This window comes from Streptomyces sp. CG4 (assembly GCF_041080655.1).
Taxonomy (GTDB): Bacteria; Actinomycetota; Actinomycetes; order Streptomycetales; family Streptomycetaceae; genus Streptomyces.
Genome location: NZ_CP163525.1, coordinates 6,229,160 through 6,243,105, shown reverse-complemented (window position 1 = coordinate 6,243,105; position 13,946 = coordinate 6,229,160). Strand labels below are relative to the sequence as shown.

10 protein-coding genes and 1 pseudogene are annotated in these 13,946 nt (G+C 69.9%); 4 read left to right on the top strand and 7 right to left on the bottom strand.

What is annotated here, in order from left to right; genetic code table 11:
* Positions 1–27: 27 nt before the first annotated feature.
* A complete protein-coding gene (locus AB5L52_RS28450) occupies positions 28–1,071 on the bottom strand; it encodes a zinc-dependent alcohol dehydrogenase family protein (protein WP_369366976.1) in 1,044 nt (347 codons plus the stop codon).
* A 30-nt stretch (positions 1,072–1,101) separates the two neighbouring features.
* A complete protein-coding gene (locus AB5L52_RS28445; RefSeq protein ID WP_369366975.1) occupies positions 1,102–3,324 on the bottom strand; it encodes an MMPL family transporter in 2,223 nt (740 codons plus the stop codon).
* Positions 3,325–3,485: 161 nt separating this feature from the next.
* Here AB5L52_RS28445 and AB5L52_RS28440 point away from each other — a divergent pair, with 161 nt between their 5' ends.
* The 4 genes from AB5L52_RS28440 (at position 3,486) to AB5L52_RS28425 (ending at position 7,933) form a co-directional block, all read left to right on the top strand.
* Entirely contained in the window at positions 3,486–4,142 is a 657-nt protein-coding gene (locus AB5L52_RS28440; protein ID WP_351026729.1) for a TetR family transcriptional regulator, read from the top strand.
* Positions 4,143–4,267: 125 nt separating this feature from the next.
* Positions 4,268–5,218 carry a PrsW family intramembrane metalloprotease gene (locus AB5L52_RS28435; protein ID WP_369366974.1) on the top strand — a complete coding sequence of 317 codons (951 nt, stop codon included), beginning with the start codon at positions 4,268–4,270 and terminating at the stop codon, positions 5,216–5,218.
* Positions 5,219–5,294: 76 nt separating this feature from the next.
* On the top strand, positions 5,295–5,534 hold the full coding sequence (locus AB5L52_RS28430; protein ID WP_351579377.1) for a heavy-metal-associated domain-containing protein: 240 nt from the start codon (positions 5,295–5,297) through the stop codon (positions 5,532–5,534).
* Positions 5,535–5,659: 125 nt separating this feature from the next.
* The gene (locus AB5L52_RS28425) at positions 5,660–7,933 is read left to right on the top strand and encodes a heavy metal translocating P-type ATPase (protein WP_369366973.1); all 2,274 of its coding nucleotides are present in this window, start codon (positions 5,660–5,662) and stop codon (positions 7,931–7,933) included.
* Between the two features lie 866 nt (positions 7,934–8,799).
* Here the strand turns inward: AB5L52_RS28425 and AB5L52_RS28420 are convergent.
* The 5 genes and pseudogenes from AB5L52_RS28420 to AB5L52_RS28400 form a co-directional block, all read right to left on the bottom strand.
* The gene (locus AB5L52_RS28420) at positions 8,800–10,089 is read right to left on the bottom strand and encodes a citrate synthase (protein ID WP_351026735.1); all 1,290 of its coding nucleotides are present in this window, start codon (positions 10,087–10,089) and stop codon (positions 8,800–8,802) included.
* A gap of 240 nt (positions 10,090–10,329) precedes the next feature.
* The gene (locus tag AB5L52_RS28415; protein WP_369366971.1) at positions 10,330–12,591 is read right to left on the bottom strand and encodes an ATP-dependent RecD-like DNA helicase; all 2,262 of its coding nucleotides are present in this window, start codon (positions 12,589–12,591) and stop codon (positions 10,330–10,332) included.
* A gap of 74 nt (positions 12,592–12,665) precedes the next feature.
* Complete coding sequence (locus tag AB5L52_RS28410) at positions 12,666–12,872, bottom strand: SUKH-3 domain-containing protein (RefSeq protein WP_351579369.1); 207 nt, start codon at positions 12,870–12,872, stop codon at positions 12,666–12,668.
* A 116-nt stretch (positions 12,873–12,988) separates the two neighbouring features.
* Positions 12,989–13,123, bottom strand: a pseudogene (locus AB5L52_RS28405) (SUKH-3 domain-containing protein); the annotation flags it as partial.
* Between the two features lie 430 nt (positions 13,124–13,553).
* Complete coding sequence (locus AB5L52_RS28400; protein ID WP_351026740.1) at positions 13,554–13,937, bottom strand: hypothetical protein; 384 nt, start codon at positions 13,935–13,937, stop codon at positions 13,554–13,556.
* Positions 13,938–13,946: the final 9 nt, after the last annotated feature.

Here is a 13,946-nt window from a genome sequence, read left to right as displayed (position 1 = left end):
CAGTCGTTCCATGAGCTTGGGCCGCTCTCAGGTCCACGGCTCGACGACCGTGACGCCGGCCTCTCCTGCCCTACCCATCGCCGCGAGGGCCGCCGGTGTCGCGTCGAGTGTGATCGTGGACGTCACCAGCAGTTCGGGGCGCAGGACGCCGGAGCGGACCAGGCGGAGCATGCCGGAGTAGGCGTGGGCAGCCATGCCGTGGCTGCCGAGGAGTTCCAGCTCCAGGGCGATGGCGCGGGCCAGCGGGACGGCCGTGGTGCCGTCCGGTGAGGGCAGCAGGCCCACCTGGACGTGCCGGCCCCGCCGGCGCAGGCCGTGCACGGAGGCCGCACAGGTGGCGGGCGAGCCGAGCGCGTCGAGGGAGAGGTGGGCGCCGCCGTCGGTCAGCTCACGGACGGCGGCGGCCGGGTCGGCCACACCGGTGGCGTCGACGCACTCCGCGGCGCCGAATGTCCGTGCCAGGTCGAGGGCTCGGGGTGCCACGTCGACGGCGACGACGCGGGCCCCGGCCGCTACCGCGATCATCACCGCCGACAGCCCGACCCCGCCGCAGCCGTGCACCGCGACCCACTCCCCCGCCGCCACCCGGCCCTGCTGCACCACCGCGCGGAAGGCGGTGGCGAAACGGCAGCCGAGGGCGGCGGCGGTGGCGTACGCCATCTCGTCCGGGACCGCGACCAGGTTGACGTCGGCGTGGTCGAGCGCCACGTACTCGGCGAAGGAGCCCCAGTGGTGGAAGCCCGGCTGGGTCTGGCGTTCGCACACCTGCTGGTCGCCCGCCACGCAGGCCGGGCAGGTGCCGCAGGCGCAGACGAACGGCACGGTGACCCGGTCGCCCGGCCGCCATCCGGTCACCCGGGACCCCACCGCCTCGACGACACCGGCCAGTTCGTGCCCCGGTACATGCGGCAGCGTGATGTCGGGGTCGTGGCCCATCCAGCCGTGCCAGTCGCTGCGGCAGAGGCCGGTGGCCTCCACCCGGACGACCACGCCGTGCTCCGCAGGTTCCGGGTCGGGGACGTCACGCACCTCGGCCGGCTTCCCGAACTGCTCGAACACCAGGGCTCTCATGGGCCCACCCTGCCACGGCGGCCGACGACCTCACACCCCCGCCGGCTCCTTCTTCTCCACCGGTGCCACCGGCTCGCCCTCGCTCAGACCGAACCGTGCGTGCAGCCGCCGCAGCGGCGCCGGCGCCCACCAAGTCGCCCTCCCCGTCAGCCGCATGATCGCCGGGACCAGGAGGCTGCGGACCACCATCGCGTCCATCAGCACGGCGAGCGCGATGCCCAGGCCGAGCATCTTGGTGTTGGTCACCCGTGAGGTGCCGATGGCGACCATCACCACCGCGAGGATGACCGCCGCCGCGGTGATCAGCCCGCCGGTGCGCTGCAGTCCGTGCCGTACCGCCGCGTCGTGGTCGCCGGTGCGGTCGTACTCCTCCTTGATGCGGGAGAGCAGGAACACGCCGTAGTCCATCGAGAGCCCGAAGGCCACGCAGAACATCAGCACGGGCAGGGTGGTCTCGATCGAGCCGGGGCTGGTGAAGCCGAGGGGGCCGGACAGATGGCCGTCCTGGAAGACCCAGACCACGGCGCCGAACATCGCCGTCAGGCTGAGTGCGTTGAGGACCACCGCCTGGACCGGTATCAGCACGCTGCCCGTCAGCAGGAAGACCAGCAGCAGGGTGACGACGGCGATGAACACGGCCGCCCAGGGCAGGCGCTCGGCTATCGCGTGCTTGGTGTCGACCAGGACGGCCGCCGTGCCGGTCACCTTCGTGGCGAAGGGCGGGTGGAGGCCTCGTACGGCGCCCACCAGGCGCTGGGCCGCGCCGTCCACGGCCTCCCCCTTCGGCTGCACCGTGAAGTAGGCGGCGTCGCCCTTGACCAGCGGGCCGTCGACGCGGACCACCTCGGGCAGGGCGGCCAGCCGCTGCTTGTAGGCGGCGTACTGGGCTGCGGTGGCCCTGCCCTCGGCGAGGACCTCCAGACCGCCGCCGGGGCTGCCCGGGAAGCCCTCGCGGATCTGGTCCTGCACCACATGGGACTGGGCGGTCGAGGGAAGCTGGCGGTCGTCGGCGGTGCCGAACTTCACCCCCAGGAAGGGCAGCCCGAGGACCACCAGCAGAACGGTGGTGCCGAGGGCGAAGAGCGGGGCGCGGCGCATCACCAGGCGGGCGGTCCGTGCCCAGGCCGTCCCCTCGGCGGGCTTCGGCTCGCGGCCCCGGCGGAACAGGCGGCGCAGGTCGAGGGAGTTGACCCGGTGGCCGAGCAGGACCAGGGCGGCCGGGAGCAGGATCAGGGCGGCGGCCGCGGCGAGCAGGACCACGGCGATGCCGGCGTAGGCGAAGGAGCGCAGGAAGTACTGCGGGAAGACCATCATGGCGGCCAGGGACACCGCCACGGTGAGGGCGGAGAACAGGACCGTGCGGCCGGCCGTGCGCAGGGTCGCACCGACCGCCGTCAACGGGTCGGCGCCCGTGGACAGTTCCTCGCGGTAGCGGCGGACGATGAACAGGGCGTAGTCGATGGCCAGGCCGAGGCCGAGGGCCGTGGTGAGGTTGAGCGCGAAGACGGAGACGTCGGTGAAGGTCGTCAGACCGCGCAGGACGGCGTTGGTGCCGAGGATGGCGACGATGCCGATGCCGAGCGGCAGCAGGGCGGCGACCGCGCTGCCGAAGACCATCACCAGCAGCACGAGCGTGATCGGCAGGGCGATCATCTCGGCGCGGGTCAGGTCCTCCTTGATGATCGTCTGCATGTCGTGCCGGACGGCGACGATGCCACCGACCTTGACCCGGACCGAGCCGTGCGTGCCACGGTAGTGGGGCGCTATGCGGTCCAGGGTCTTGCCCATCGCGTTGTCGTCGCCGGTGATGCGGGCGGCGATCAGCGCCTCGTGGCCGTCCTTGGCACGCAGGGCCGGTGACCCGCTCTGCCAGTAGGAGCCGACGCCGGTCACGCCCTTCTCCCGCGCCAGCCGGCCGGCCAGGTCGCGGGCCTGGGCGGCGACCGCCGGATCGTCGACCGAGGCGCGGCCCGAGTCGACCAGGAGCAGCAAGTTCGGCTGGGAATCGGGGAATTGCCGCTCCAGGGCCTTGGTGGCATACGTCGACTCGGCGGCCGGGTCCTCCCAGCCGCCGCCGCCGAGACGGTCCGCGACACCGCTGCCGGCCAGCACGGCGAGCGCGGTGAGCACCAGGGCCACCAGCAGCGACAGGCGGGGACGGGCCGTCACGAATCGGGTCCAGCGGCCGGTCCGGGGCGGCGCCCCCTCCGGCGCCCTGCCCCCCGTCGACAGTGGCGTGTTGACTTCGGTCATCCTGCGGTGTCCCCTTCACCAGGAGCCGTGCCCGCACAGACAGGCGGCACGGAGGAGCCGTTGCCATAGACTGGCAAACACGAGAGATCGCTCGCGTTTCTCCAGAATGCGAGCGACCACTCGCGTTTGTCAATCGCCTTCTGGAGAGCTGGGGATAACGCGTGTCCGACACCTCGGAGCAGGAGCAGCCGCAGGCGAAGGAGCAGCCGCGCCGCCGGCAGGCCCGCGGGGAGCGCCGCATCGCCCAGCTGCTCGAAGCGGCCGCCCGGGTCTTCTGCACCACCGGCTACGCCGCCGCCAGCACCAACGCCATCGCCCGCGAGGCCGGCGTCTCACCGGGGACGCTCTACCAGTTCTTCCCGAACAAGGAGGCGATCGCGGTCGAGCTGGGCGACCGGCTCGTCCACGAGATGCGGGAGACCTACGGCGAGGCACTGGCCCCGGTCGCCCCCGCCACCCCGCTGGAGGAGGCGATCGGTTCCGCCATCGACCGGTTCATCACCTTCAACACCGAGCACCCGGTGTTCTTCACGCTGATGCACGGCCCCGACATCCCGGGCCGGATGGCCGAGACGCACGACCAGCTGCACACCACGCTGGTCAGCCGGATCGAGGGCCTGCTCGCCTCCCTCATGCCCGGGGCCACCCCGGCCGACGTCACCCGCACGGCGCACGTCTGCCTCGGCATCTACAAGGCCGGACTTGAGCTGGTCCTCGCCCACGACGGCATCGAGCGCACGGCCTATGTCCAGGAGATCAAGGACGTCCTGATCCGCTACCTGGAACCGCTGGTGGGCGCCCGACTCGGCCACGAGTGACCCGGCGAGCCCCCCGGACAGCGCCCCGGATCCAGGTCATCGACGGAACCCTCCCGGACTGCGACACCCGGCACATCTGCCTACAGTGCGGATAAATCGCCCAGCAGCTGTCCGAGGGGACCGACGTGAGCCACTCCCCGCCTCCCGGCACGCCCAAGGCCCGCATACCCGGCCCCCAGCAGCCGCCACCGCCGTACCCCCGCATCGGGGCCGGCCTGTGGCGGCGCTGTCTGGGCGGTGGGCTCGCCCTGTGGTCGCTGATCGCGTGGGTCACGTACGAGACACGGAACAGCGCACTGCTGCCGACCCTGGTCCTGCTCGGCAGCTTTCTCGTACCGGTCGCCTTCGTGCTGTGGGCGTACGAGCGGCACGGCCGCGACCTGGGCGTCAGCGCGGTTCTCGGCTGCTTCCTGGCCGGCGGGACCCTCGGAGTGCTCGGCGCCTCGCTGACGCGGCCGTATCTGCTGCACCCCTCCCCCGGGATGTTCGTCGGCGTCGGCCTGATCGAGGAGGCGGCCAAGCTCGCGGCGCTGGTGTTCGTGCTGCGCCGGCAGCCGTACCTGCGCGGGACGCGCGCCGGACTGGCGCTCGGGGCGGCCGTCGGCTTCGGCTTCGCGGCCCTGGAGAGCGCCGGGTACGCCTTCGAGGCGGCCGTCTCCGGCGAGGGCATCGGGCTGCGCGCCCTGCTGCAGACGGAGCTCCTGCGCGGGGTGCTCGCGCCTTTCGGGCACGGTCTGTGGACCGCGATCGCCGGCGGAGCGCTGCTGTCCCGGCGCCGCCTGAACGGGGACTTCCGTCTCACCGCGCCGGTACTCGGCACGTGCCTGGGCGTGTCCCTGCTGCACGCCCTGTGGGACTCCACGCACAGCCTTGCGATCTGGATGGTCGCGCGGCTGACCGGCACCGGCGCGCAAGGGCGGCCGTTCGCCCAGGAGTACCTCGTCCGGCCGAGCGCCGAGCAGGAATACCTGTTCACGCTGTTCTCGGTCGGCGGGCCGGCCCTGGTGGCACTGGCCGGGGTCGGCTGGGTGCGGTCGCTGACTCGCCGGGGCACCTCTTGGAGAAATACCCCCTAGGGGTATAGTGTTTGAAGAACGTGGGGTTCCCTCGCGGGCCCCACCGGCCCCACACGCCTCGACGAGGAGTAACGACATGACCGCCCACACCGACACCCAGGGCTCCGTCACCACGGTCTACAAGGTGACCGGCATGAGCTGTGGCCACTGCGAAGGCGCCGTCTCCGGCGAGATCTCCGAGATCCCCGGCGTCAGCTCGGTGAAGGCCGTCGCGTCGACCGGCGAGGTGACCGTGGTCTCCGAGGCCCCGCTGGACGACGAGGCGGTGGGCGCCGCCGTGGACGAGGCCGGCTTCGAGCTGGCCGGCCGGGTCTGAGCCGCAGCGGCCCGTACGACCGGTCCCGCACCCGCGCGCGGGAACCGAAACCTTTCCCCGATCGGGCCGTGCCGACCAGCTGATACTGGATCCGCACGGCCCGGTCCGATGTCTGGAGTCCGGACATGACCAGCACCACCACAGAGACCGGGCCGGCGAGCCCGATAGGCGACACCTCCGAAGCCGGCACGTCCCGGGTCGAGCTGCTCATCGGCGGGATGACCTGCGCCTCCTGCGCCGCCCGCGTGGAGAAGAAGCTCAACGGCATGGACGGCGTCAGCGCCACCGTCAACTACGCCACCGAGAAGGCGAAGATCGCCTTCGGTGCGGGCGTCGGGGTGGCCGACCTGATCGCCACCGTGGAGAAGACGGGCTACACCGCCGAGGAACCCGCGCCGCCCGCGCCGGAGCCCGAGGCGGCCCCGGAAACCCCCGAGCGGGATCCCGAACTCGGCGCCCTGCGCCACCGGCTGCTCGTCTCCGCGCTGCTCGCCGCGCCCGTGGTGCTGCTCGCGATGATCCCGGCGCTGCAGTTCGACAACTGGCAGTGGCTGTCGCTGACCCTCGCCGCGCCCGTCGTCGTCTGGGGCGGCGCGCCCTTCCACCGGGCCGCGTGGAGCAACGCCCGGCACGGCGCCGCCACCATGGACACCCTGGTCTCGGTCGGCACACTGGCCGCGTTCGGCTGGTCGCTGTGGGCCCTGTTCTTCGGCGACGCGGGCATGACCGGCATGCACGACGAGTTCCGCTTCACCGTCGCGCGCAGGGACGGCGCCTCCACCATCTACCTGGAGGTCGCCGCCGGAGTCGTCGCCCTGATCCTGCTCGGCCGCTATCTGGAGGCCCGCTCCAAGCGCCGCGCGGGCGCGGCCCTGAAGGCGCTGATGGAGCTGGGCGCCAAGGACGTCGCGGTGCTACGGGACAGCCGTGAGGTACGCGTGCCCGTGTCGGCCCTGGCCGTCGGCGACCGGTTCGTCGTACGGCCCGGCGAGAAGATCGCCACCGACGGCACGGTGATCGAGGGCGTCTCCGCGGTCGACGCGTCGATGCTGACCGGCGAGTCGGTGCCGGCGGACGTCGGTCCGGGCGACCGGGTGACCGGTGCCACGGTCAACGCGGGCGGCCGGCTGGTCGTGGAGGCCACCCGGGTCGGCGCGGACACCCAGCTGGCCCGGATGGCGCGGCTCGTGGAGGACGCGCAGAACGGCAAGGCCGAGGTGCAGCGGCTCGCGGACCGGATCTCCGCGGTCTTCGTGCCCGTGGTCATCCTCATCGCCGTCGCGACCTTCGGCGTCTGGCTGGGCTTCACCGGCGACACGGTCGCCGCGTTCACGGCCGCCGTCGCGGTCCTGATCATCGCCTGCCCCTGCGCGCTCGGCCTCGCCACGCCGACCGCGCTGATGGTCGGCACCGGACGCGGCGCCCAGCTCGGCATCCTCATCAAGGGCCCCGAGGTACTGGAGTCCACGCGCCGCGTCGACACCGTCGTCCTGGACAAGACCGGCACGGTCACCACCGGCCGGATGACGCTCCAGGCGGTGTACGTCGCCGAGGGCGAGGACGAGCAGGAGCTGCTGCGCCTCGCCGGCGCCCTGGAGCACGCCTCGGAGCACCCGGTCGCCCGCGCGATCGCCGCCGGCGCCGAGGAGCGCGCCGGAGCACTTCCCGCGGTCGAGCGTTTCGAGAACGTCCCCGGGCGAGGCGTACGCGGGCGCGTGAACGGCCGCGAGGTGGCCGTGGGGCGCCTCTACGACGTGCTGCCGCAGGAGGTGGTCCGGGCAGCCCGCGAGGCCGAGCAGGAGGGTCGTACGGCCGTCGTGGCCGGCTGGGACGGGCGGGCCCGCGGGGTCCTCGCCGTCGCCGACGCGATCAAGGAGACCAGCGAGGCGGCGGTGGGCGAACTGCGCGCCCTCGGGCTCACGCCGGTGCTGCTCACCGGCGACAACCGGACGGTCGCCGAGGCGGTCGCGAAGACCGTCGGCATCGACGCCCGGAACGTGTACGCCGAGGTGCTCCCCGAGGACAAGGTGGACGTCGTACGACGGCTGCAGCGCGAGGGGCGGACCGTGGCCATGGCCGGCGACGGCGTCAACGACGCGGCCGCCCTCGCCACCGCCGATCTGGGCCTCGCCATGGGCACCGGCACGGACGCCGCGATCGAGGCGGGCGATCTGACGCTGGTGCGCGGGGACCTGCGCGTGGCCGCGGACGCCATCCGGCTGTCCCGGCGGACGCTGGCCACCATCAAGGGCAACCTGGCCTGGGCCTTCGGCTACAACGTGGCCGCGCTGCCGCTGGCCGCCGCCGGGCTGCTCAACCCGATGATCGCAGGGGCGGCGATGGCCTTCTCCTCGGTGTTCGTGGTGACCAACAGCCTGCGGCTGCGCCGCTTCCGCTGAAGTCCCGCGGGGTTACCGGCGGTTCGCCACAAGCCGAAGTGAGAGACCCCCTAGAGTCCGGCGCGAGCCTCACATAAGCTCTTCACAAGGCTCGCGCATCTTCCTTACGCTTGGGCTCCGATCGCCGTATCGGGGCTCTTGCGTACCTAAAGGACATATGCAAGAGACGCAGATCACAGTGATGCGAACGTAACCATCGAAGGGGTTCGAAGGTCTAAGTTGGCGATGTCGGTTCGGCGTCTTGGGGGGCGTCGTCCGGCGTCTGGGGATGTCTTGGGGGACTTCCTCAGAGATGCGTTGCCGGGGCACGTACACCGGGGAGCTTTGAGCGGCCCTCCCAGCGTGCGTTGTCCCGGCAGATCGCACCGCATCACTGGGGCAGGACGAGTTTTGCTCATTCTGCTCACCGACAGCGATTCAGGCGCTGTCCTCTCCGAGCGCCCGGCCGGATCCCGTGGGGGGAATCCGCACCGGGACATGGGAAGGCGCCCTGATCGTCGGCCCGTGGGGGGACCGGCGACAGGGCGCCTTCCGCTTTTCGCTTGTCGGCTTTCCGCGTCTCAGCTGCCAGCTTTCCGCGTGTCAGCGCCGATTCCCGGCGCTGCTACCGGGCCCGCCGACCGGGCAGGCCCTTTGGCACTCGGCGCGCTCAGTGCTCCTCGACCGGCAGGAAGTCGCGCCGGGCCGTGCCCGTGGGACGCGGCATCCGCCCGTGGGGCGCGGCATCCGGCAGCGGCTCAGCCGGCGGCCGGACCCCCGGCCGGACCCGGGGCCGTCGCCGACCCGAGCCCAAGAGGCCGACCGACGCCACCGGCGAGGGCAGAACTGGCCCACCGAGCACCGGTGAGAGCCCCCACCGGCAGGTGTCAGCGCTCCTCGACCGGCACGAAGTCGCGCTCGACGACGCCCGTGTAGATCTGGCGCGGGCGGCCGATGCGGGAGCCCGGCTCCTTGATCATCTCGGTCCACTGGGCGATCCAGCCCGGCAGCCGGCCGAGGGCGAACAGGACCGTGAACATCTCGGTCGGGAAGCCCATGGCCCGGTAGATCAGACCGGTGTAGAAGTCGACGTTCGGGTAGAGGTTGCGCGAGACGAAGTAGTCGTCGGAGAGGGCGTGCTCCTCCAGCTTCAGCGCGATGTCCAGCAGCTCGTCGGACTTGCCGAGAGCGGACAGCACGTCGTGCGCGGCGGCCTTGATGATCTTGGCGCGCGGGTCGAAGCTCTTGTAGACCCGGTGGCCGAAGCCCATCAGACGGACGCCGTCCTCCTTGTTCTTCACCTTGCGGATGAAGGAGTCGACGTCTCCGCCGTTGGCCTGGATGCCCTCGAGCATCTCCAGCACGGACTGGTTGGCACCGCCGTGCAGCGGGCCCCACAGGGCGCTGATGCCGGCCGAGATCGAGGCGAACATGTTCGCCTGCGACGAACCCACCAGGCGGACCGTCGACGTCGAACAGTTCTGCTCGTGGTCGGCGTGCAGGATCAGCAGCTTGTCCAGCGCGGAGACCACGACCGGGTCCAGCTCGAACTCCTGCGCCGGGACCGAGAAGGTCATGCGCAGGAAGTTCTCGACGTAGCCGAGGTCGTTGCGCGGGTAGACGAACGGGTGGCCGATCGACTTCTTGTACGCGTACGCCGCGATCGTCGGGAGCTTCGCGAGCAGCCGGATCGTGGAGAGGTCGCGCTGCCGCTCGTCGTGCGGGTTGTGGCTGTCCTGGTAGAAGGTGGACAGCGCCGAGACGACCGAGGACAGCATGGCCATCGGGTGGGCGTCGCGCGGGAAGCCCTTGTAGAAGTTCTTGACGTCCTCGTGCAGCAGGGTGTGCCGCGTGATCTCGTTCTTGAACGTGGCCAGCTCGTCGACGGTGGGCAGCTCGCCGTTGATCAGCAGGTACGCCACCTCGAGGAAGGTGGAGCGCTCGGCCAGCTGCTCGATGGGGTAGCCACGGTAGCGGAGGATGCCCGCCTCGCCGTCGAGGTAGGTGACAGCGGATTTATAGGCGGCCGTGTTGCCGTACCCGCTGTCCAGAGTCACCAGACCGGTCTGGGCGCGGAGCTTCCCGATGTCGAAGCCCTTGTCGCCGACGGTGCTGTCGACCACCGGGTAGGTGTACTCGCCGTCGCCGTACCGCAGTACTACAGAGTTGTCGCTCACGTCTTCCCTCACCGACGTAGTGCCTCATCTTCGAGGTGCCCTGACTGTCTCTACCATCCCCCATTTGGCTCAGGAGAGTGCACTCGGGGTCGACCATTGGGCTCATTGGCGGCACTGAGTGCCGCCAACTTGCCCATCCTGCCCCCTCCGAACGGCATCTGGAAGTGCTCTGTGACCTTCACGACTCATTTGATCGATCATTTTTTGTGATGCAGGTCGCCACGTCTGCCCAGCGCCAGGTCAGGCGCCATGCAGCCGGAAGTCCAGTGCCGTGCAACGCCGCCCCGCGGACACCGTGCGCACCGCCTGTCCGATCGCTTTGCGTGAACCGACGAGGACGACCAGCCGTTTCGCCCGTGTCACCGCCGTGTACAGCAGGTTCCGCTGCAACATCATCCATGCGCTGGTGGTGACGGGGATCACGACGGCGGGATACTCGCTCCCCTGCGAACGGTGGATGGTCACCGCGTACGCATGGGCCAGTTCGTCCAGTTCGTCGAATTCGTACGGAACCTCCTCGTCCTCGTCCGTCAGCACCGTCAGGCGCTGGTCGACCGGATCCAGCGACGTGACGACGCCGACGGTGCCGTTGAAGACACCGTTCTTCCCTTTCTCGTAATTGTTGCGAATCTGGGTGACCTTGTCGCCGACCCGGAAGACCCGGCCGCCGAACCGCTTCTCGGACAGGTCCGGGCGGCCCGGGGTGATGGCCTGCTGGAGCAGCCCATTGAGGGCGCCCGCCCCGGCCGGCCCCCGGTGCATCGGCGCGAGGACCTGCACGTCCCGCCGCGGATCCAGCCCGAACTTGGCCGGAATCCGACGAGCCGCCACGTCCACGGTGAGCCGCCCGGCCTCCTCCGTGTCGTCCTCCACGAAGAGGAAGAAGTCCTTCAGCCCGTCGGTGAGCGGATGCTGCCCGGCGTTGATCCGGTGCGCGTTGGTGACGACACCGGACTGCTGGGCCTGCCGGAAGACCCGGGTGAGCCGCACGGCGGGGACGGGGCTCCCGTCGGCGAGCAGATCGCGCAGCACTTCGCCGGCACCGACGCTGGGCAGCTGGTCGACGTCCCCGACGAAGAGCAGATGGGCGCCGGGGGGCACGGCTTTGACCAACTTGTTGGCGAGGAGCAGATCCAGCATGGAGGCCTCGTCGACGACGACCAGGTCGGCATCGAGCGGCCGATCCCGGTCATAGGCGGCATCGCCACCCGGTTTCAGCTCCAGCAACCGGTGCACGGTGGAGGCTTCCGCCCCGGTCAGCTCGGCGAGTCGCTTGGCGGCCCGCCCGGTCGGCGCGGCGAGCAGCACCTTGGCACGCTTGGCGCGGGCCAGCTCCACGATCGACCGGACCGTGAAGGACTTGCCGCAGCCGGGCCCGCCGGTGAGAACGGCGACCTTCTGGCTGAGCGCCAGGCGTACGGCGGCCTCCTGTTCGGGCGCGAGATCGGCCCCGGTGCGCGTCTTCAGCCAGCCGAGGGCCTTGTCCCAGTCGACGTCCTGGAAGCCCGGCATACGGTCCTGGTCCGTGCGGAGGAGGCGGAGGAGCTGGGCGGAGAGGGAGAGTTCGGCCCGGTGGAAGGGCACGAGGTACACGGCCGTGACGGGCTCGGAGTCGCCACCGTCCACCCCGGGCACCTTCTCCCGTACAACGCCCGGGTCCGCGCCGTCCTCTCCCGGCTGGGCCAGCTCGGCGAGGCACTCGATGACAAGTCCGGTGTCGACGGCGAGCAGCTTCACGGCGTCGGAGATCAGCCGCTCCTCGGGCAGGAAGCAGTGCCCTTGGTCGGCGGACTGGGACAGCGCGTACTGCAGACCGGCCTTGACCCGCTCCGGGCTGTCGTGCGGAATCCCGACGGACTGGGCGATCTTGTCGGCGGTGAGGAAGCCGATGCCCCAGACGTCGGCGGCGAGTCGATAGGGATGGTTCTTGACGACGGCGATCGAAGCGTCCCCGTACTTCTTGTAGATCCGCACGGCGATGGACGTCGACACCTCGACGGTCTGGAGGAAGAGCATGACCTCCTTGATCGCCTTCTGCTCCTCCCAGGCGTCGGCGATCTTCCTGGTCCGCTTGGGCCCCAGCCCCGGCACCTCGATGAGCCGCTTGGGCTCCTCCTCGATGATGCGCAGGGTGTCGGTGCCGAAGTGCTGCGTGATCCGGTCGGCGAAGACCGGCCCGATCCCTTTGACCAGACCGGACCCCAGGTATCGCCGGATGCCCTGGACGGTGGCGGGCAGGACGGTCGTGTAGTTCTCGACGTGGAACTGCTTGCCGTACTGGGGGTGCGAGCCCCAACGGCCCTCCATCCGCAGCGACTCCCCGACCTGGGCACCGAGCAGCGCACCGACGACCGTGAGGAGATCGCCGGCCCCTCTTCCGGTGTCGACCCGGGCGACCGTGTAGCCGTTCTCCTCGTTGGCGTACGTGATCCTCTCCAGCACACCTTCAAGCACGGCCATCCGCCGCTCGCCACTCGTGGGGGTCCCCGCCTGTTGAGCCATGATCCGACGGTACCGGTGGGGTGTGACAGCGGGGGCGTCACGCTGCACCCGGTCCTCCGGATCAGCGGCAACGATCAGACGAAGTAGTCCTCCGCGTCGGGATCCGGCAGTCCCTGCAAGAACCGCGAGAATGCGTCGAACGCGCTGTCCCCCAAGTAATACCCACCGGTGTGGTGAAGGTGGAAGAAACGACCGTTCTCGTCCACCAACAGAATTCCGCACTCCGAGGCCTCATGTCCCACAGGGAACAGAGCCGTTCCGAGTCCCGCGGCCAGCTCCATGACGGCCGTCGCGTCTCCGTCCTAACCCACGGTCGGATCCATGACCCACGCGACACCCGGTGTATTCGGCCGTAGGTATGGATGACATGAAGTGCGGGCGGAACCGGGGACAGCGGGACACCTTGCCGCTCGGAGTCCTGCACCCGCGCCAGGACCAACTCTTCGGCCTCCTCGCCGATGTCACGGCCAGGAGACCAACCATGCGCCGTGAGCCATTTCCGTACGTCTTGCGCCAGCCGCAGCGAAGTCATGTCCCTCGTCGGTCGGTCCAACACTCCACCCTCGTCAAGCAGAAGGGCTCTGCGGGTTCGTGTGCATCGCTCGAATGTTTCCACCGCGCTCTTGGATCCATTTCTGCGGGTCCGCGCCCGACAGCTCCCGCGAGATCCCTTCCCCCCCCTCGACGCGGAGTGACTTAGATCTGCGGAGCGGAAGTCAACCCCCCAGCAGTGAGGATCCCATGATGCGCGTACCCCCAGGCTTGGCGTTCATCAGCTTGACGCCGTTGCACCATGATCCGGAGAAAACAGCGTGCGAGAGGTCCGCCCCGCCGAAGTCAAGGCCCATAGCGTCCAGACCACCTTCGCTGACGCCACCCCAATCCCGCAGTCGCTGGGCTGCGACGCCACCCGAAGGAAATAGAGCGGGAACCCATACGGGACACGAGACCGCCGGCCGATTTCACCATCTAGCTTCGACGAAATCGAGCACTTCCAGAAGTCGAGAATTCTCTACTGTCGGCACAGAATAAGCATTATCCCGGATTCTACGAAGGAACTCGTCCGGAAGCAGAACATGGTGAAGGTGCACGTAGCGCCAGAGATCAGCCCTCCACAGCCATTCCCCGTCTGTCAGGAGGGAATCCCCGCTAAGAAATTCCCGGTCAGGGTCGAGGACATCAGCAGCAGCACCCATAACGCTAAAGATTTCATGACCAGAGCGTAGATATTCGATAATCTTACCCTCGTCATCGTACGGAGCTGACGCCAGGAATCCATGGATGCTCCCGATCCGGGCACCAAAGGCCGGGGTCCATAGCTCTTGGAAGAATCCTGCAATCTTCACGGTGTACAC